Genomic DNA, 19,467 nt, shown 5'->3' with positions numbered 1-19,467 from the left:
TGTAGTGGTGCGAAACGCAGGGCCAATAAAACGATAACCGCTGTTGTGATGAAATTGCGCGCTGTCGCTGGGGTTGCTTGGTTGCTGCTGTCGGGGTGTGTCCCGCAGGCTTTCGAGCTTGCCGATTACCGAAGTCATCTCACGGCTGCAGAGAAGCAGCAGCTGGCCGCCGGGCAGCCCATCGAGAAACTGCACATGTCGTACTGGCGGTTTTTCCCGAAACAGGTGTACTGGCAGGGGAAATTGCGCGTGCAGCCGGCCGCGAAAAACACCTACAAGTTCACCAGGCTGGGGCATTGGCAGCAGTTTGATGAGCATGGCGGGCTGCTGGCCGACGCCGAGTACCAGCCAAAAGGCCGGTGGCTGACCGGCTGGGAACGGCTGTATTATCCGGCCGGTACGCTCAGCGCCGATGTGGCCGTGCAGCCCGCGGTGCTCAATGGCGACTCGGTGCAGGAAACGCGGATAGTGAATTTCCGGCACGGCAGCCATGCCGATACATTCTTTGTGGAGCGCTGGTATCTCAAAGACGGTAAATACCTGCGCCCCTCCCTGCGGTCCTTCGATTTGGCCGGCCGACGGCCCGTGCCGAAAAACTGGAAAGGTGCGCCCTAACCCACATTGGGCGCAGCGCAACTAGCGGAAAGAGCGAGAAATGCAACGGCCGCAACAATTCCGGGTCTGTGCGCCGAAGCGGTTGCTTTCGGCTGCATCATGCGGCTGTTGTATTCTTCTCCTATGCATCGTCTTTTACTCCTCACTTTCCTTGTTCTTCACGCCGCCGCGGCCTGGGCTCTGAAGCCCAGCCGGGTCTGGATTGCCACGCCCGATTCGCTGGGCATGCGCTACCAGACCGTGGCCCTGACCACGCCCGACCACGTGCAGTTGACCGGCTGGCTGATAGAGCCGGCCGTGGGCACGACGGACCGCCACACCACGATGGTGGTGGCCTACGGCGATTTTGGTAACATGTCGAACGAGCTATACCAGGCCCAGGCGTTGGCGGCGGACGGCTACCGGGTGTACCTGTTTGACTACCGGGGGTTTGGGCACAGCGCTGATTTTGCCATCGACGCGCAGTGTTTGTACTACCATGAGTTTGCCGTGGATTTGGGTGCCGCGCTGGCCGATGCGCGCCAGCGCTACCCGCGCAACCGCACCGGCATCATGGCTTTCTCGATGGGCTCCATCATGGCCAGCGAGGTGGCGGCCACGGCCCCGCACTGCGATTTTCTGGTGACCGAAGGTTATGTGGCCAGCCCGCAGCAGCTGGTGGCCTATCAGCTGCAGAGCCGGAATAAAGTGGTGAGTTTGCCCGCGGAAGCCGCCGCTTATTCGCAGTACGCGCCCCGCATCCGTTGCCCGTGGCTGCTGATTGGCGGCACGGCCGACAAGCACACGCCCCTGGCCGACTCGGTGGCGGTGGTGCGCGATGCCCCGCGTGGGAAGCGGCGCCAGGTGCTGGCTTTTGAGGGCGAACACCTGCAGGGCATGGTAGTGCTGAGCGACGCCCGCTTCGGCGATAAGTACGTGAGCGAAGTGAGCCGTTTCCTGGCGGCGGGCAAACGGCGCTAGGCTGATTCTGGAGTGAGCAGCCTGCCATTGGAAGTACGGAAATAGCAGCCTGCAGCCAGTCGGTGCAACTTTTGGGAAGGAGGGGCGGTCAGTCCGAAAACAGGACGTCCTGCTTTTCACCCCGCCCAATTCCATGAAAAAATTGTTCGCACTGCTACTCGCCGGCTTTGGCCTGACCTCCTGCAACCAGCAGCCGTCGCCGCCGCTGGCCACCGACCAGGTGAATGTGCTGGTCGGCAACGCCGGCTACGTAGCCGCCACGGGCCACGCGCCCACCACCGCCAGCACCGATGACGAACGGGTGCAGGCCCACCTGGCCTACGCCGAGCGCCGGCTGCGCCAACAGCCCGCCGTTGGCCTCAGCCCCGCGCTGGCCCAGCGCCGCGCCCGCCTGCTCGACCTGCTGCACCGCTACTGGGTGGCGGGCGTGTTTCCGCGCAACTACGACCACCCCGAAGGCCGGCGCCCGTGTTTCATCGACCGCGACGGCCGCCTGTGTGCCGTGGGCTACCTCGTGGCCGAAACCGCCGGCCGCCCCGCCGCCGAGCGCATCAACCAAGTGCATCAGTATGACCTGATTGCCGACATGCGCACGCCCGTGCTGGCCGACTGGGTGAAAACCTCGGGCCTGACCCGGGCCGAGTGCGCCCTCATTCAGCCCACCTACGGCACCCCGCCGCCCACCGAAGCCGAGGTGAAAACCTACGCCGTGGGCTCGGCCGTGTGGGGCGGGGTGAACGTGATGCTAAGCGCGGCCAACGCCAGCCAGTTCAACCGCCCCGATGCGGGCAAGGGCGCCGCCTACGCCGGCGTGCTGAGCGGCACCGGCCAGCTGCTGACGGGCGCCCTGCGCCTGCCCAACGACGTGCGGGGCATCAACTGGATAGGGGGCACCACCTACGGCACCGAGCGCACCATTTCCTACCTCAACATCGGCATGGGCACCGCCACGCTGGCCCTGAGCGCCTGGAATCTCATCAGCCACCGCAACGCCGCCCTGAGAAATACCGCCGTGGGCGTGGTGAACTTTCCCGGTCCGGCAGGTGGGAGCGGGCTGTCGCTCACGCGGCGGTTCTGAGCTACTCGGCGCGGCCGCTGTCCACCAGCTTTTGCAGGCGGGCCTGCACGGGGCGCGGCAGGGCGCTGAGCAAATCCAAACCGGAGGCGGCTTCGATTTTATCCACTGAAGTCAGGTATTGCCGCCAGTCGGGATTCACGCCGTTGTCGTTGGGGGTATCCACGGCCAGCACGCGCACGGTGGGGTCGGTGGCGAGGCGCTGGAGGTCGTTGGTGCCATCGGGCAAGATGACCATGACCTTCCAGATGCGGGCCGGCACCGTGACGCGGCCCTGGTCAAGGGTCTGGAAGAACCCGTTGGCGCCGGTGCCGCCGCGCCCGTAGCTGCCCATGATGACGTAGATTTCCTGGCCGCGCTGCACCTGCGAACGGCCGTACTCTTCGAGGTGGGCCCAGGTTTGCTGGTTGTTGTGGGGGGCCTGCGGCACCATGTTGGTCATCAGGAAAGTGGCCGCGTTGGCGTCTAGGTCGGCGGTGCGGTCGGCGCTGGGGCAGTTGTGGCCTTTGTCGAAGCCGGAGCGGGCGTAGCTGGCGGGCGTTACCTGGTAAAACTGGCGGGGCAGGGCGGGGTCGGGCCGGAAGTTGTTCTGGCGGGGCGCCTCGCCGAGGTCGGCCCGGTCGAGGTGCCAGCTCACCCAGGTCGGAATGCCGCGGTTGGCGTTGTAGCCGATGGTGAATTCGGGGTGCACGAGCAGGTAGTTCGTCGCGTTGGCGGGGTCGGAAGTGGCGCCGCTGGGGTTGCCCAGGGCCAGGTTCGCGTCGTTCGGGTCTTGCGCCACGCCGGTGCCGCCCGGCGCTTGTGGCGTGGCCGGGGCGTTGGCAGCGGGCGTTTGCGGGTTGTTGCGGTTTTCGAAATAGCCGCCCGTCACGCCCGTAGCCGCGGCGGCTGCCGGGCCGGCGGCCGTTTCGAGCACGATGTCGTCGATGTCGAGCCGGTTTTTGGGGCCGCTGGTTTTTCGTATTTCAAGCCGAATCGGCTCATTGGCCAGCCCGGCAAACACGTGCGTCTTCAGGCCCGGGCCGCTGGTGGTGACGGGCGCACCGGTGCGCGCAAACGTGCGCCCGCCGTCGCGGCTCAGCCACAGCTCCCAGGTGCTGGGCCCGTCGGTGCCATAGGCCGCGGCCGAAATGGTGATGCGCCGCACCCCGGCTTTGGCGTCGAAACGCATGGCAATGCGGCCCAGGTTGCGCAGGCGGGCCGCCCGCTCGCCGTGGGCGTGGTCTTGCGGGCTGCTGCCAATGAGGGCATCCTGAAAGTGCCAGAGGCCCGTGGCCAACGGCTCGTCGGCATCGTCGTAGCTGCCCTTGCTGCCGGTCTCAAAGGTTTCGGGGAAAGGGCTGGCGGCGGGCGCCTGGGCGGTTAGGCGTTGGGGCGGGCGCGAGCTGGAAATCGTTTCGGCAGGCTGCTGCGAGCAGGCCAGCAGGGCGAAAACGGCGGTGAGCGACAGGTAAGCGGAAGCGTGCATGAGGCGAAGATATGGGCCCGGTAGTGGTCGCCGCCGTTTCGGCGGCGCTATGCCTGTTGGTGCTTATGTTTAGTCCGCAATCAGCCACATTCCCTTCATATCCCTTTACTAGTATGGAAGAAAACCAGTTAACGCCGAACAACAAGCCGGATTACCACGCAGTCGATGACATCACGCCGACGCGCAAGACGGTGACCATTTCAGTGGAAGAAGCCGCCGAGGTGCAATCCCGCTTTTTTGCCCAGGTGTATGGGTGGATGACGGCCGGCCTCGGCCTCACAGGCGGCGTGGCCATGCTGGCCACGTCTTCGCCCGCCCTCATGGAATTCGTGTTCGGCACGCGCTTCGTTTTTCTGGGCCTTATCATCGTCGAGCTGCTGCTCGTCGGGTTTCTGTCGGCGCGGGTATTCGACTGGAGTGTGGGCAAAGTGCAAGCCTCGTTTGTGGGCTATGCCGTGTTAAACGGCGTCACGCTGAGCTGTGTGTTTCTGGCCTATACCTCGGCCTCCATTGCCTCCACATTTTTCGTCACGGCCGGTACGTTTGGCGTGATGAGCCTCTACGGATACTTCACCAAGCAGGACCTTTCCAGCTGGGGCAAGCTGCTGAGCATGGCCCTCATCGGGCTGGCCCTGGCCATGGTGGTCAACTGGTTTTGGCAGAACTCGGCACTCTACTTCATTTCTTCCTTCGTGGGCGTGCTGCTGTTCGTGGCCCTCACGGCTTACGATACGCAGAAGCTCAAGCAGCTGGCGCTGTTGGGCATCACCGAAGGGGAGGAAATGAGCAACAAAGCCTCCATAATGGGCGCCCTCATTCTATACCTCGATTTTGTGAACCTGTTCCTGTTTCTGCTGCGCATTTTTGGTCGTCGGCGTTAGTCAGTCACCTTTTTGCCAAACCCAACGCCCCACCGGTCTTTCCGGTGGGGCGTTGGGTTTTTAATCCTGGCTTACGAACTACACGACAGCGTGGCGCACCCCGGCATATCCCAGGCCCAATCCGGCCGTTTTGCCGCAAACTCCTCGTACTCGGGCTGCTCGGCAAAAGGCGTTTTTAGGGCCTGCATCAACTTGTTCAAATACGACAAATCGCCCTTTTCTGCGGCTTGAATGGCGTTTTGCGCCAAGTAGTTTCGTAGCACGTATTTCGGGTTGGCGGCCAGCATGCCGGTTCTAATGGCTTCCGGGGCTGCGGGTTCCTGCCGCAGGCGGGCCTGGTAGCGGGGCAGCCAGGCCAGCAAGGGCGCGTAGGCTGCGTTGGGAAAAGGCGTGTACGCGGCGGCGGTCAGCAGCTCCTGAAAACGGACTTCTTCGTCGCTGGCGGTGGCCAGCAGGCCCGGCGCCACGTGCGACAGCTGACGAAAGAAGATGGTCATGTCGACACCGGCTTCTTCCAGCGCTGCCAGCAGGTCGTTGAAGAGCTGCGCGTCTTCTTTCGGTGCCCGGTGGGTGAGGCCCAGCTTGCCCAGCAACAAGCGGTAGCGGGTGCTGGCCAGCGTTTCGGTGTAGCGGTCGAAGCCGGCGCGCAGGTCGTCGGGCTGGGGCAGCAGGGGGGAAAGGGCTTCTGCCAGCCGCGCCAGGTTCCAGAGCGCCACCTGCGGCTGCTGACCGAAGGCGTAGCGCCGGTAGCCGAAATCAGTGGTGTTGGGCGTCCAGCCGGGGTCGTAGGGCTCCAGCCAGCCGTAGGGGCCGTAGTCGATGGTGAGGCCCAGGATGGACATGTTATCCGTGTTCATCACGCCGTGCACAAAGCCCACGCTCATCCAATGGGCCACCATCACGGCCGTGCGCCGGCAAATTTCCGCATACCACGCCACGTACACGGCCGGGCCGGGCTCGCCAAATTCGGGGTAGTGGTGGCGGATGACGTAGTCGGCCAGGGCGCGCAGGTTCTCCATCTCGCCGCTGGCGGCAAACATCTGAAAATTGCCAAAGCGCACGAACGTGGGCGCCACCCGCGCCACAATGGCGCCGGGCTCGGGCCGCTGGTTGCCGTTGTAAAACATGTCGCGCACCACCGCGTCGCCGGTGCCCACCAAGCTGAGGGCCCGGGTGGTGGGCACGCCCAGGTAGTGCATGGCCTCGCTGCACAAAAACTCGCGCAGCGACGAGCGCAGCACCGCCCGGCCATCGGCGCGGCGGGAGTAGGGCGTGGGGCCGGCGCCCTTCAGCTGCAGCTCCCAGGTGCGGCCGTCGGTGCCCGTGAGCTCGCCCAGCGACATGGCGCGCCCGTCGCCGAGCTGGCCCGCCCAGTTGCCGAACTGATGCCCAGCATAGCGCGCCGCAAAGGGCTTCATGCTGCTCAGCACGCGGTTGCCGGCCAGTATTTCCACCTCCGGGCCGCGTGCAGCCGGGCGTTCCAGGCCGAGGGTCTGCGCCAGCTCATCGGACCAGGCCAGCAGGTGAGGGTCGGCCACGGCGGTGGGCTGCACGCGGGAGTAGGCGTAGCCGGGCACCTGCCGGGAGCCCGGGGCGGGGTTGTCTTCGCCGCGCAGCTCATCCACAAAGGAGTTGCTGAATGCGGCGCTTGCTAAGGAATGAGTGGGCATAGGTAAGGTGGCTGGGCCGGAGCGAAGGATAAAGCAGGCCGGGTAACGTTCGCCTCACAAACACTTCCCGGGCAGGCAAGTTCAGCCGCTGCGGCAGGCGTTGGCCACGTATGAGGGTACAAAAATGGCCCACAACCGGAGCCGTGGGCCATGCGCAAGGGCAGTGAGGCAGAGCTTTACAGCGGCACCGTGGTCCCGTTCTGCTTGAGTACCTGCGAGAAAAACAGCACGTGGTAGGGCAGGGCCGCTTGCCAATATTCCCAGGTATGGCCGCCGGGGCGCTCGGTGTAGTCGTGCGGCGTGTGGTTGTACACCAGGCGGCGGTGCATTTCGCGGTTGATTTCGAGCAGGCCGTCGTCCACGCCGCAATCGAAAATGAGGGGCAGGCCGTTGCGGTGGATTTGGTCGACCATGTTTATCACCGAGTTGGTGCTGAAAAACGTGGGATTGTCGGCCTCCGAGCCCAGGATTGGACTTAAGTTCTTAGTGCGCCAGGCCGCTTCTTCCGGCGTGAATTTGCGGTTGGCGCTGCTCAGCTCCAGGGCGCCGCTCATGCTGCCAGCGGCGCAATACAAATCGGGGTGGCGGGCCGAAAGGGAAAGCGCGCCGTAGCCGCCCATCGAGAGCCCGCTGATGACGCGGCCCCGGCGGTCGCGCACGGTGCGGTAGGCCTGGTCCACGGCCGGAATGACTTCCCGGGTGAGGTAGGTCTCGAACTTGCTGTCGGCCTTCACCGGACTGTCGAGGTAGAAGCTGAAGGTTTCGCCCTCGGGGTTCACAATAATCAGGTTGTACTGGTCGGCCAAGCGGTGCAGCAACTGCTTGTCGGGCGTCTTGCTCAGCCAGTTATCGAAGTGTCCCCAGGCGCCGTGCAGCAGGTACAGCACGGGATAGTTGGCCTTTTTATTCTTGGCGTAGGACGCAGGCAGCACCACGGCTGCGCGGTAGGTTTTGCTCATGGCCGCACTCGGGATGGCCAGCGTGTCGACGCGGGCGGCGCGGGCGCTGAAAGCGCTGAGCAGCAAGGCGAGAAGTAGAAAGTTGCGCATGGGAACAGAATTGCGGTTTTGAATCAAGGAAATGCTGCGGAAGGTTCAACGGGGGAGGCGCCCCGGCAGCACGTCGCAGGTGCGGCCCGGCCTACCGAATAAACACCGGCCGAATCAGGTTCTCAAACGTGAAAATCTCGTCCCATTTTTCCTGCGTCAGCAGGCCGCGCTCGGTCACGGCGATGTCGTGCACCGACTTGCCGGTTCGCAGGGCCTCTTTGGCGATTTCGGCCGACGCCTCGTAGCCGATGACCGGGTTGAGCTGGGTGACGATGCCGATGCTGTTGCGCACCAGGCTTTCGGCGTGGGCCTTGTTGGCCGTGATGCCCACCACGCACTTGTCGCGCAGGGTGCGGCAGGCGTTGGTCATGTAGCTGATGCTGGTGAACAGCGCGAAGGAAATCACCGGCTCCATCACGTTGAGCTGCAGCTGGCCGGCTTCGGCGGCCATGGTCACCGTGAGGTCGGCCCCGATGACGTAAAACGCCGTCTGGTTCACCACCTCCGGAATCACGGGGTTCACCTTCCCCGGCATGATGCTGGAGCCCGGCTGCAAGGGCGGCAGGTTGATTTCGTTGATGCCCGTGCGCGGACCCGAGGACAGCAGGCGCAGGTCGTTGCAGATTTTGGAGAGCTTCACGGCCGTGCGCTTCAGCACGCCCGACAGCTGCACGTAGGCGCCCGTGTCGTAGGTGGCCTCGAACAAGTCGCCGGCCAGGCTCAGGTTCAGGCCGGTGATGGTGCGCAGGTGCTCGGTCACGCGCTCGGGGTAACCGGTGGGGGCGTTCACGCGCGAGCCAATGGCAGTGGCACCCATGTTGATTTCGTCAATGAGCCGGCGTGAGTCGTCGATGCGCAACAATTCTTCGCGCAGGTTGGTGGCGAAGGCCCGGAACTCGTCGCCCATGCTCATGGGCACTGCGTCCTGCAACTGGGTGCGGCCCATTTTGAGGATGTCGTGGAATTCCTCGGCTTTCTGGGCGAAGGCATCGGCCAGGGCGGCCAGGGTTTCGCGGTAGCCCACCAGCTTGTTGTTGAGGGCGATGCGGAAGGCCGTGGGGTAGGCGTCGTTGGTGCTTTGCGAGCAGTTGACGTGGTTGTTGGGGTGGCAGTACTGGTACTCGCCCTTCGGGTGGCCCATCAGTTCGAGGGCCACGTTGGCGATGACTTCGTTGGCGTTCATGTTCACCGACGTGCCCGCGCCGCCCTGAATCATGTCGGTCAGAAACTGGTTGTCGAACTCGCCGGCCGCCACCCGGTCGCAGGCCGCGGCAATGGCTTCGGCAATGGGAGCGGGCAGCACGCCGAGGTCGCGGTTGGCCAGGGCGGCGCCTTTTTTCACGTAAGCCAAGGCTTGCACAAACAGCGGCTCGGCGTTGATGGGAATGCCGGTGATGGCAAAGTTTTCGAGGGCGCGTAGCGTCTGGATGCCGTAGTAGGCGGTGTCGGGCAGGGCGCGTTCGCCGAGGAAATCGTGTTCGATTCGGGAGGAAGTCATGCGGGAATTTTCGGTGAGGAAAGAGGAGCTTGTACGGATTGGCCGAACGTCGGGGCAAACCTACGGCAGCGCTTGGCAACGTATCGGCTTTGCAGTGTTCCTTTGGGCTGACACTTCCCGTTACATTGCGGCTGAAACGGGTAGAGACGCAACATTTTGCGTCTCTTCGTTGAACGACCAGAACCGCGCAACGCCGCGCAGACCAAACAACATCAGCAACGACGAGACGCAAAATGTTGCGTCTCTACCTTGTTCTAAACCCCGCCCATGAAACTCCGCTACTTGCCCTTGCTGGCCCTGGCCGTTGCCAGCTGTTCCCACGCCGACAAAACCACCGCCACGGCCGGCGCCGATGCCCGGTTCGACGCATTCAAAAACCAGTTTATTGAAGCGCTGTGGCGGCAAAATCCTGAATACGCGTCGTATCAGGGCTACCACAAGTACGACTCGCTGCTCGTCATTCCCAATGAAGCCCAGCGCCAGAGCGACGCCGCTTTCACCCAGAAATACCTCACTGCGCTGGGCGGTTTTGGCCTCGACAGCCTTTCGCCCAACAACCAGATTGACCTGCGCCTGCTGCGCAACGAGCTGCGGTCCCAGCGCTGGTACGCCGACACGCTGAAAAGCTGGCAGTGGAACCCCGCGAGCTACAACCTAGGCGCCTCGGTGGGCGACCTGCTCAACGGCCGCCACTACCCGCTGGACCGCCGCCTGCGCAACATTTCCGACAAAATCAGCCGCGCCGCCGAGTACTACGCCGCGGCCCGGGCCAACATCAGCAACCCCACCAAGGAACACACCGCGCTGGCCCTCAAGCAAAACGCCGGCGGTCTCGCGGTGTTCGGCAAAGCCCTGGCCGATTCGGTGGCGAAATCGGGCCTGAGTGCCGCCGAGAAAAAGACGATGCTGGACCGCGTGGCTGCCGCCCGCACGGCCGTGGAAGGGTACATGAAATTCCTGGAAGGCAACGTGCTGACGGCCGGCAAATTCCGCTCGTTCCGCATTGGCAAGAAGCTGTTTGAGCAGAAGTTCGCCTACGACATTCAGTCGCGCTACTCCGCGGCCGAGCTGTACCAGGAAGCCCAGAAGCACAAGGCCGCGCTGCTGCACGACATGGGCCGCCGCGCCGCGCGCCTCTTCCCCAAGTACTTCCCCGGCCAGAAAGCGCCCGCCGACACCCTGGCCCTGATTACCACCGTCATCAACCAGCTCACGCTGAAGCACGCCCCGCGCGAGGGCTTCGTGGACGCCGTGAAGCGCCAGATTCCTACGCTGGTAGCTTTCGTGAACGAGCACAAGCTGCTCACTCAGGACCCCAGCAAGCCGCTGGTGGTGCGCGAAACGCCGCTCTACATGCGCGGCAGCGGCGCGGGCGCCAGCGTGTCGGCCCCCGGCCCCTACGACAAAGGCGCTGATACCTACTACAACGTGGAGCCGATTCCGGCCGACTGGACGCCCGCCCAGGCCGAAAGCTACCTGCGCGAATACAACGATTATACCCTGCAGATTCTCAACATCCACGAAGCCATTCCGGGGCACTACACGCAGCTCGTGTACGCCAACCGCTCGCCTTCGCTGGTGAAAAGCATCTTCGGCAACGGCGCCATGGTGGAGGGCTGGGCCGTGTATGCCGAGCGCATGATGCTGGAAAGCGGCTACGGCAACAACTCCGACGAAATGTGGCTGCTGTGGGATAAATGGAACATGCGCTCCACGCTGAACGCCATCATCGACCACGCCATTCAGGTGGATAATGCGAGCGAAAACGACGTGGTGAAGCTGCTGCGCCGCGAAGGCTTCCAGGAAGAGGCGGAGGCCCGGGGCAAATGGCTGCGCGCTACGCTCAGCCAGGTGCAGCTTAGCAGCTACTTCACCGGCTACACCGAGATTTATGCCCTGCGCGAAGAGCTGAAGCAACAGGAAGGCAAAAGCTTCGACCTGAAGTCTTTCAACGAAAACTTCCTGAGCTACGGCAGCGCCCCGGTCAAGTACATTCGGGAGCTGATGCTGCGGCCGGCGGCGGCGCAACAGCAGTAGGCCGGGGCTGACGGAATTTTTTCGTTTTGCGGTATGTATGGGCCGCGAAACGTTTTTGAAATCCGGATTTCGACTTCTTGTATGTTTGAATTCTTACGAAGCACCGTCGTCGACACCGACGACGAAGGCCTGCGCCGCATCACCCACGAGCGGATGAAAGTGTTTGCCAAATTCACCGCCGAAGACTGCCTCACCTGCAAGCTGCTAGGCCCCGGCTTCGCCAAATTTGCCGACGATGAGGAGTACCAGGGCATCTTGTTCGTGCGCCTGGCCTCCGACGAAAACCCCGTGGCCAAGCAGCTCATGAACCAGCGGGCCGCGCCCTTCTTCGTGAGCTACTGCCAGGGCCGCATCCTGGAGTGCGACACCCGCGAAACCGACGCCGACGTGCGGGCCCAACTCAACCGCCTGCGCGCCTTCATGCCGCACACGGCTTAGCCGGCGGTTTTGGTCATTTTCTGTGCCCAAAGGCGGCCCACCACCTCGGCGGGCTACCTTTGGGCATGTTTTTTCTGCTCTCCAAACTTCTCGACGTTGTTTTATTGCCCGCCGTGTGGCTACTGGCGCTGCTGCTGGCCGCCCTAGTGGCGCGGCAGCCCCGCCGCCAGCGGCAATGGCTGGTGGCGGCCACCGTGCTGGCCCTGCTTTGCACCAACAACGCCCTGGTGAACGAGGCCCTGCTGGCCTGGGAAAAGCCGCCCGTGCCGCTGGCCGCCCTGCCCGCCCACGCCGATGCCGCCGTGCTGCTCACCGGCATCACCGACGTCGACAAGTCGCCGCACGACCGGGTGTACCTCAACGCCGGCGCCGACCGCCTCACCAACGCCCTGTGGCTGTACCGGGCCGGGCGCGTGCGCCGCATCATCGTGTCGGGCGGCTCGGGCGCGCTGCAGCAAAAGGCCCACACCGAAGCCGCCGACCTCACGTCGTTGCTGCGCCTGGCCGGCGTGCCCAACGCCGACATCATCCAGGAAGACAGCAGCCGCAACACCCGCGAAAACGCCCTGTTCACCAAGCGCCTGCTGGCCCGCTACCCGGGCACCGACACGCTGATTCTGGTCACGTCGGCGTTTCATCAGCGGCGCGCGCTGGGCTGCTTCCGCAAAGTGGGCCTGCAGCCCATCAGCTTCCCAGCTGGGTTCCGCAGCTCCGACCGCAAGGGCACGCCCGACTACTGGCTGGTGCCCAACGCCGGTGCGCTGGAGAATTTGAGCGTGCTGATTCACGAAATCAGCGGCTGGCTGACGTACAAAGCGCTGGGGTATATGTAGTGTCTGGTAGTTGAACTACCGTTTTGACAGACGGTTTTGTCCGAGGTCGCGGCCGCTCGGGTCCGGTGGGGCCGGGGCAGGACGCGGCCGGTTCAGCGGTGCAACAGGCGCCAGTGGCCGAAGAAATAATAAAAATAGAGGGTGTCGGAGGGGCTGGAGGGGGCATTGTACTGAAAGAAATTAACCTGTTCGGTTCGGTCGCTGAAGGCCAGTACTTTGCATCGGGCGGTGTCGGCGGCCAGCGTCAACTCAAAGTATTCATACCCCTTTTGGTAAAACCCGACCCGGGGGCTGGGCCGGTCCACCTCGTTGCCCCCGTTGGCGCCGGGCCAGTGCAGGCGCCAGCGCTCGGACAGGTCGGGCTCGAACCGGTTGTCCGTGGCCCGAAAGCCCAGCGAATGGACGTTGCGCAGGTTGGTGCGGTACACGTCGGCAAAATCCCACCGGTCGGCGCGCTGGCGGGCCTGGACCTGCGGAAAGCGCCAGGCGTAGCGGCGCTCGAATTCCTCGTCGCCAATGTACTCGACCACCAGGCGCGGGTTGGTGGTGCAGGGAAACGCGGGCCAGTCGGGGTGGCGGTCCCCCCACGGCAGGCGGTAGCCCAGGGCGAAGCACAGCCCCGCCCCCAGGAGCACGGCCCCGAGCAGGGAGCGCCGGAAGCAGCGCCGGGCAGGGGGCTGCCCAGCCCCGCGGGGAACATCGGATGGCAAAGGCATAGAAGGACGGGCGAAAGATGCCCGGCGGGAAGATACCCTGCTCTGGCTATTCGGACCCTTTCCTAACACATCTACTACTCTTGGGCCGCGCTACTCTATGTTTTGGGATGAAACGAGCCCAAGTATCTGCACACTCGTAGCTCTAGTGGTATTACACGCCACAGCATTGCTACAGGCAAGCACTGAAAAGGAGGGCTGTGACAGCGATGAATAGTTGCCCTCACGTTTTAATGCTCCTTTCAGCAAACCCTACTATACCAAGCCGGCTGGTTCCTGCGCCAGTAGCAGAAAGCACATTGTTGCGTGCGTCGAGTTTATAAAACCCGTCTGCGAATCAACGTTTATGAAAAGCACGGAGTAGATGAGTTTCGTAAACTCCTGCACATGCGAGAATCACTCGCAACGAGGCACTGTGGTAGGCAACCATTCAAGTAATAATTGCCCCTGCCTGCAGCTGCCTACTCAACTTTACGGCCCTCATTACCGGCCTCTTTTCCAATCCAAATAGACTTCTGGTTGACAAACTCCCGGATGCCCAGATACGACAGTTCCCGCCCGTAGCCGGACTTCTTCACGCCGCCAAACGGCAGCTCGGGCATCGACTTCACCAAACCGTTCACGAACACGGCGCCACTTTCTATCTGGCGGGCCAGGTCTTCGCCCTTTTTGGCATCCCGCGTCCACACGGCGGCGCCCAAGCCGAAGCGCGAGTCGTTGGCCAGGCGCACGGCGTCGGCGGCGTTTTTGGCTTCGAGAACGAGTGCTACGGGGCCGAAAAACTCTTCGGTGTAGGCGCGCTGGCCGGGTTTGACGTTTGACAGAATCATGGGGCGGAAGAGGGCGGTGCCGGGCTTGGCCTGGCCACCGTGCAGCTCTACTTTGGCGCCCTGGGCCACCGAGCCGTTCACCTGTTCGGTGAGCTCGTCGGCGAGGTCGGCGCGGGCCAGGGGGCCGTACTGGGTGGCCGGGTCGAGCGGGTCGCCGGGGCGGAAGGCCAGCAGGTGGGTTTTCAACTGGTTGATGAAGTCCTTGAGCACGGGCTTTTCCACGATGAAGCGCTTGGCCGCGATGCAGCTCTGACCGCTGTTTATCATGCGGCTCTGGGCGGCGGTTTTGGCGGCCAGGGCCACGTCGGCATCGGCCAGCACAATGAACGGGTCAGAGCCGCCTAGCTCCAGCACCATTTTCTTAATGTGCTGCCCGGCAATAGCACCCACCGAAGCGCCCGCGCCCTCGCTGCCCGTGAGCGTGGCGGCGCGCACCCGGTCGTCGGCCAGCAGCTTCTCCACCAAATTTGACCCAATTAGCAAGGTGCGGAAGCAGGCCGGCGGCAGGCCCGCGTCGTGGAATATTTTCTCCAAAGCCAGGGCGCACTGCGGCACGTTGGAAGCGTGCTTGAGCAGGCCCACGTTGCCGGCCATCAGGGCCGGGGCGGCGAAGCGCATCACCTGCCACAGCGGAAAATTCCAGGGCATGATGGCCAGCACCACGCCCAGCGGCTGGTAGCTGATGAAGCTGCGGCCGGCGTCGGTGTCGATGAGCTCATCGGCCAGGAAGCCCTCGGCGCGCTCGGCGTAGAAGTCGCAGCAGGTGGCGCACTTCTGGGCTTCGGCGCGGCCGTCGGTCACGGGCTTGCCCATTTCGAGGGCCATGAGGCGGGCCAGTTCGTCCTGGCGCTCGCGCAGCAGTGCGGCGGCGCGGCGCAGCACGCCGGCCCGGTGCGCCCAGGTGGTGGCTTGCCAGGCGGCCGCCGCGCGGTGGGCCTGGCCCAGAATGCGCTCGGTTTTGGCCCAGCTGAAGGCCGGGAAGCGGCGCAGGCGGCGCCCGGTGTAGGGGTTGAGGGATTCGATGGGCATGGCGAGAACAGAAGAAGGGGCGGGGGAGAGTGAAGCGGCCGGCCCGCGGCGCAAATATTCGTTCAACTTACATGGGCCTAGTTCGGTTGCGTATACCGTCGGGGCCGTATAGCGCTATTTGCGGTGGCTGCGCGTATTTTCGTGCACTTCCGGTGGTGCCGGCTTCGGCTTCATTTTCTCACTTTCAGTCACTCCTGTGTCGGATACTCCTTTAATTTCCCTGCCACCCGCCGCCGAGGCGGAGCTCGTCCGGCGCCTGCAGGCGCGCGACGAATCGGCCATGACGCTGTTCTACGACCGATATTCGGCCGCGCTCTACGGCGTCATCTTCCGCATCGTGAAGGCCGAAGACGAGGCCGAGGACGTGCTGCAGGAGGCGCTGGTCAAAATCTGGCACGCCTTTGCCAGCTACGACCCCGGCAAGGGCCGCCTCTTCACGTGGGTGCTCAACATTTGCCGAAATCTGAGCATCGACAAAATCCGCTCCCGACAGCACCGCGTAGGTAGCCGCACTCAGGGACTGGACGATAGTCTGACCGCGCAACGCCAGGCAGCGCCAACGGCCTTCCGCCCCGAGCACATTGGTTTGCAGGAAATCACCCAAAAGCTGGTTCCCGAACAACGCCAGATTATCGACCTGCTCTATTTCGAGGGCTTCACCCAGAGTGAAGTGGCGGAGGAGCTCAACATCCCGCTGGGGACGGTGAAAACCCGCGCCCGCACTGCCATCAAAGTCCTCAGCAAACTTATTCGCTAAACCAATCGTGGAAAACATCCAAGACTATATAGAATCGGGCATTCTGGAGCAGTACGCTCTCGGAGAGCTTTCGCCGGCCGAGCAGGCCGCCGTGGAAGCCATGGCTGCCCGGCACCCGGAGGTCCGCGAGGAGCTACAGCAGGTTCAGCTTGCCTTCGGCGTGTACGCCGAAGCCCACGCCCTGACGCCGCCCGCCGGCATGCGCGAGCGGGTGCTGCACAACGTGATGGCCCAGATTGCCGCGCCCGCCGCCAATTCGACCCCCAACGCCTCGCTGCGCGCCGACGTCGACGCAGCGGCTCAGAACCCCTCTGCTCCCGTTATTTCGACCCAACCCGTTAGCTATGGCGAGGCCGTGAATCGGACGCTCACGCCGGCGGCCGAGGCCCCGGCGCGCTCCCTGTGGGCCATGGCCGCCTCGGTGGCGCTGCTGCTGAGCTTGGGCGCCAACTTTCTGCTGTATTCGCGCTGGAAAGACGCCAGTTCTGACCTCGTGGCCCTGCAAAACGAGAAGGCCCGCTTTGCCACCACCACCACGGTGCTGAACCGGCAGGTGGGCGACCTGCGCCAGGAAAACCAGGTGCTGCGCAACGACGAATTCCGCGCCGTGGCCCTGGCCGGCACCAAAACCGCGCCCACGGCGCACGCCCGGGTGCTGTTCAACCCGGCCACGCACAAGGTATACGTCGACGTGAAAAGCCTGCCCGCGCTGCCGGCCGGCAAGCAGTACCAGCTGTGGGCCCTCGACAAGGGCAAGCCGATTGACGCGGGCGTGCTGACGGCGGCCACCGCCACCGGCGAAGGCCTGCAGGCCATGAAAGACATTGCCAGCGCCCAAACCTTTGCCATGACCGTGGAGCCTGCTGGCGGCAGCGTGAACCCGACCCTGAGCACGATGACCGTGGTTGGGAACATCTAACGGCCGCGCCTCCCAAAAAAGGAAAGCCGGCTGCTAACTTGCACCGGCTAACCGCTTCCCGAACGTTACCGCCCGTTAGCCAACCCGGCCGATGGGCGGTAATTGTTTATTTAGTAAACAGGTATTTCCAAGTTTATGCACGGCACCATTTTGACCCTGCTCAAGCGCTACGTGCAAACGCAATACGACCACAGCACCTGGGTGAAGCTGATGGAGCTTTCGGGGTTGGAGCACCTCGAGTTTGACCACAAAACCGCTTATCCCGACGAGCACCTGTACGCCCTGGTGGGCCACGCCGCCGAGATGACCGGCTTGCCGCCCGGCGAACTGCACGAAAAGTTTGGCGAGTACCTCGTGCCCGACCTCATGTACATGTACCAGAAGCTGCTGAAGCCCGAGTGGAAAACCCTGGACATGCTGGAGCACACCGAGCACACCATGCACCGGCAGGTGCGCCAGGAGCACGCCGAAAACGCCCCGCCCGTGCTCGACGTCACCCGCATCGGCCCCGACGAGTTGTACATCGACTACGTGTCGCCGCGCCGCATGGGCGGCCTGGCCGTGGGCATTGTGCGCGGGCTGGCCGCCTACTACGACGAAGCCGACCGCATCGACGTGATGCCCACCACCACCGAGGACGGGCAGCGGGTGCGCATTCACGTGCGCCGCACCTAACGCACGCCACACCTTTTATTTCTTCCCAACCCCGCCAACACATGAGCAGCTACTACAACCCCGCCGACCTCGCCAAATTTGGAAAAATCAGCGACTGGCAGCCCGAGATGGGCCGCAAATTCTTCGACTACTACGGCGAAGTCTTCAAAGAAGGCGCCCTCTCCGAGCGCGAAAAGTCGTTGATTGCGCTGGCCGTGGCGCACGTGGTGCAGTGCCCGTACTGCATCGATGCCTACACTTCCGACGCCCTGCAGAAAGGCGTGGACGAAACCGAAATGATGGAAGCCGTGCACGTGGGGGCCGCCATCAAGGGCGGGGCCACGCTGGTGCACGCTACCATGATGATGAACAAAGCCAAAGAACTGTCCATGTAAATCGCGGCGCCTGGCCGGTTTTGTTGAGTCCATGTCGTTTGCCTTCGTCGCGTCTTCCTGCCTGCTCTTGGGCGTTTTCGGCCTGAGCGGCTGCGGCCCCGATTCGGCCGGGGAGGCGCGGCCCTCGGCGGCCTACCGCCGCATGCTGCAGCTGCTGTACAAGCACACCGTGCCCACGGTGGCGCCCGCCGCGCTGGCCCGCGCCCTGGCCGGACCCGATGCCCCGCTGCTGCTCGATGTGCGCACGCCCGCCGAGTACGGCGTGAGCCATCTGAGCGGTGCCCAACTGGTGCCGTATGACGCGGTGGCCACGCTGGATTTCGCGGGCGTTGACCGCCACCGCCCGGTGGTGGTGTACTGCTCGGTGGGCGCCCGCAGCGAGCGCCTGGGCGAGCGGCTGCGCAGCCTGGGCTTCGAGCACGTGAGCAACCTCTACGGCGGCCTGTTTGAGTGGGTGAACGAGGGCTACCCGGTGGTGAACGCCCAGGGGCCTACGCCCAACGTGCATCCCTACTCGGCGCTATGGGGCGCTTGGCTAAGGCGCGGCCGCAAGACGTATTAATAGCAGTTCTACCCGCTAATATTGGGGGGCATAAGTCCGTGCCCCCTGGTTGTCGCGTATGCATTTGCCGGCCTTGGCGCATCGCCTTTCCGAAGGTGCCGGGCCGGCAGGTGCACCCGCCGTTTTCATTTCATTGTTTTCCATGCCACGCTCGCCTTACCGGACGGCTTTGTTTTCGATTCTGCTCAGCACTGGCCTGGCCGGCTGCCACGCCCCTAACAATGAGCCGGCCGCGGGCCGGGCGCCGGTATCGGCGCAAGCTCTGCAGGCGGTGCTGCCGCACTTCGACCAAAACTGGGCCATGCGCAAGCTGTGGGAAGACGGCCTGGCCGAAGTGGCCACCTACGACGCCGAGCGCGTGGTGTACAAAAAGCCGCGCCGCTTTGCGTACACCATGATTACGGTGAAGGAGGAATTCAACCAACAGTTTAACGTCAAAACCGACGACTACCAGCGCCAGGACTTGTTCCCGGTGATGAAAATCAACCAGTTTTGCGCCATTCCAACCGACCAGTACCCGTACCACTACCTGACGTCGCTCTTTTTCCGGCGCGACCAGCCCGTGGCGCTCTACAAAATGACCACTTCCTCGCAGGAGTGGTGCGGCAACACGTTCAAGTCCATCATCGACGACGGCGTGAACTTCGAAATGTGGTACCACTCGTACTGGGACGGCGAAGGCAACAGCAACCGGGACCTGCGCCGCGACGTGTTTCTGGAAGACGCCTTGCCCTACACGCTGCGCAGCCTGAAATTTGGCTCCCTGCCTGCTTTCAAGCTGGTGGTGATGGACCTGCAGCAGACCAACCGTGCCAAGCCGCCGGTGTATTACCAAGCCCGCCTCACCACGGCCGACGTGCCCGCCGATAAGCAAAACCCGGCCGCTTGGCGGGTCAGCATTCAACTGGCCCCGGACAAGGCAAATACCTACCTCTTCGCCAAAGAATATCCTAACGTCCTGCTGCACCAAACCACTTGGGACGGCCGCAACCTGCAGCTTAAAGGAGTGCGCCGCTACGCCTACTGGCCCAAATAGGCCGGAGTATGGCCTAGGCCGCCGCAACTGCTTTGCTACCAATAGCCG

The 19,467-nt window shown here is 63.7% G+C and carries 19 protein-coding genes; 13 read left to right on the top strand and 6 right to left on the bottom strand.

What is annotated here, in order from left to right:
• Positions 1-45 precede the first annotated feature (45 nt).
• The 3 genes from JAO73_RS09890 (at position 46) to JAO73_RS09880 (ending at position 2,653) form a co-directional block, all read left to right on the top strand.
• Entirely contained in the window at positions 46-615 is a 570-nt protein-coding gene (locus JAO73_RS09890; RefSeq protein WP_198976897.1) for a hypothetical protein, read from the top strand.
• A 123-nt stretch (positions 616-738) separates the two neighbouring features.
• Entirely contained in the window at positions 739-1,575 is an 837-nt protein-coding gene (locus JAO73_RS09885) for an alpha/beta hydrolase family protein (RefSeq protein WP_198976896.1), read from the top strand.
• 133 nt (positions 1,576-1,708) lie between these two features.
• Positions 1,709-2,653 (top strand): hypothetical protein, encoded by a 945-nt coding sequence (locus tag JAO73_RS09880; protein ID WP_198976895.1) that lies wholly within the window; start codon positions 1,709-1,711, stop codon positions 2,651-2,653.
• Between the two features lies 1 nt (position 2,654).
• Here the strand turns inward: JAO73_RS09880 and JAO73_RS09875 are convergent, their stop codons facing one another.
• A complete protein-coding gene (locus JAO73_RS09875) occupies positions 2,655-4,118 on the bottom strand; it encodes a DNA/RNA non-specific endonuclease (RefSeq protein ID WP_233169092.1) in 1,464 nt (487 codons plus the stop codon).
• Between the two features lie 113 nt (positions 4,119-4,231).
• On the opposite strand from JAO73_RS09875, the gene JAO73_RS09870 reads away from it, so the two are divergent.
• Complete coding sequence (locus JAO73_RS09870; protein ID WP_198976894.1) at positions 4,232-4,999, top strand: Bax inhibitor-1/YccA family protein; 768 nt, start codon at positions 4,232-4,234, stop codon at positions 4,997-4,999.
• 71 nt (positions 5,000-5,070) lie between these two features.
• Here the strand turns inward: JAO73_RS09870 and JAO73_RS09865 are convergent, their stop codons facing one another.
• The 3 genes from JAO73_RS09865 to aspA form a co-directional block, all read right to left on the bottom strand.
• Positions 5,071-6,669: a protein adenylyltransferase SelO gene (locus tag JAO73_RS09865; RefSeq protein ID WP_198976893.1), complete on the bottom strand. Its 1,599-nt coding sequence runs from the start codon at positions 6,667-6,669 to the stop codon at positions 5,071-5,073.
• Positions 6,670-6,845: 176 nt separating this feature from the next.
• Positions 6,846-7,718: an alpha/beta hydrolase gene (locus JAO73_RS09860; RefSeq protein ID WP_198976892.1), complete on the bottom strand. Its 873-nt coding sequence runs from the start codon at positions 7,716-7,718 to the stop codon at positions 6,846-6,848.
• 91 nt (positions 7,719-7,809) lie between these two features.
• Positions 7,810-9,216, bottom strand: a complete 1,407-nt coding sequence (aspA, locus tag JAO73_RS09855; RefSeq protein ID WP_198976891.1) for an aspartate ammonia-lyase — start codon at positions 9,214-9,216, stop codon at positions 7,810-7,812.
• A gap of 267 nt (positions 9,217-9,483) precedes the next feature.
• Here aspA and JAO73_RS09850 point away from each other — a divergent pair, with 267 nt between their 5' ends.
• From JAO73_RS09850 to JAO73_RS09840, 3 genes are all read left to right on the top strand, one after another.
• Positions 9,484-11,253 (top strand): DUF885 domain-containing protein, encoded by a 1,770-nt coding sequence (locus tag JAO73_RS09850; protein ID WP_198976890.1) that lies wholly within the window; start codon positions 9,484-9,486, stop codon positions 11,251-11,253.
• Positions 11,254-11,334: 81 nt separating this feature from the next.
• Entirely contained in the window at positions 11,335-11,691 is a 357-nt protein-coding gene (locus JAO73_RS09845) for a thioredoxin family protein (RefSeq protein ID WP_198976889.1), read from the top strand.
• A 65-nt stretch (positions 11,692-11,756) separates the two neighbouring features.
• Positions 11,757-12,524: a YdcF family protein gene (locus tag JAO73_RS09840; RefSeq protein ID WP_198976888.1), complete on the top strand. Its 768-nt coding sequence runs from the start codon at positions 11,757-11,759 to the stop codon at positions 12,522-12,524.
• A gap of 92 nt (positions 12,525-12,616) precedes the next feature.
• Here the strand turns inward: JAO73_RS09840 and JAO73_RS09835 are convergent, their stop codons facing one another.
• Both JAO73_RS09835 and JAO73_RS09830 read right to left on the bottom strand, forming a co-directional pair.
• Positions 12,617-13,240 carry a hypothetical protein gene (locus tag JAO73_RS09835; RefSeq protein WP_198976887.1) on the bottom strand — a complete coding sequence of 208 codons (624 nt, stop codon included), beginning with the start codon at positions 13,238-13,240 and terminating at the stop codon, positions 12,617-12,619.
• A 458-nt stretch (positions 13,241-13,698) separates the two neighbouring features.
• Positions 13,699-15,096, bottom strand: coding sequence for an NAD-dependent succinate-semialdehyde dehydrogenase (locus JAO73_RS09830; RefSeq protein ID WP_198976886.1), 1,398 nt, complete (start codon positions 15,094-15,096; stop codon positions 13,699-13,701).
• 196 nt (positions 15,097-15,292) lie between these two features.
• Between JAO73_RS09830 and JAO73_RS09825 the strand changes: the two genes are divergently transcribed.
• From JAO73_RS09825 to JAO73_RS09800, 6 genes are all read left to right on the top strand, one after another.
• Entirely contained in the window at positions 15,293-15,853 is a 561-nt protein-coding gene (locus JAO73_RS09825) for an RNA polymerase sigma factor (RefSeq protein ID WP_317173315.1), read from the top strand.
• A 7-nt stretch (positions 15,854-15,860) separates the two neighbouring features.
• A complete protein-coding gene (locus JAO73_RS09820) occupies positions 15,861-16,772 on the top strand; it encodes an anti-sigma factor (protein ID WP_198976885.1) in 912 nt (303 codons plus the stop codon).
• Between the two features lie 135 nt (positions 16,773-16,907).
• Positions 16,908-17,447, top strand: coding sequence for a heme NO-binding domain-containing protein (locus JAO73_RS09815; RefSeq protein WP_198976884.1), 540 nt, complete (start codon positions 16,908-16,910; stop codon positions 17,445-17,447).
• A 41-nt stretch (positions 17,448-17,488) separates the two neighbouring features.
• Positions 17,489-17,821: an arsenosugar biosynthesis-associated peroxidase-like protein gene (locus tag JAO73_RS09810; RefSeq protein WP_190922289.1), complete on the top strand. Its 333-nt coding sequence runs from the start codon at positions 17,489-17,491 to the stop codon at positions 17,819-17,821.
• Between the two features lie 31 nt (positions 17,822-17,852).
• Positions 17,853-18,383, top strand: coding sequence for a rhodanese-like domain-containing protein (locus JAO73_RS09805; RefSeq protein WP_198976883.1), 531 nt, complete (start codon positions 17,853-17,855; stop codon positions 18,381-18,383).
• A gap of 142 nt (positions 18,384-18,525) precedes the next feature.
• Entirely contained in the window at positions 18,526-19,419 is an 894-nt protein-coding gene (locus JAO73_RS09800) for a hypothetical protein (RefSeq protein ID WP_198976882.1), read from the top strand.
• The last annotated feature ends 48 nt before the right edge of the window (positions 19,420-19,467 follow it).

Origin of the sequence: Hymenobacter miniatus, assembly GCF_016427455.1 — a bacterium.
In the GTDB taxonomy this organism is placed as follows: Bacteria; Bacteroidota; Bacteroidia; order Cytophagales; family Hymenobacteraceae; genus Hymenobacter; species Hymenobacter armeniacus.
The sequence above is the reverse complement of the archived record's forward strand: the minus strand, read 5'-3'. Positions and strand labels throughout refer to the sequence as shown.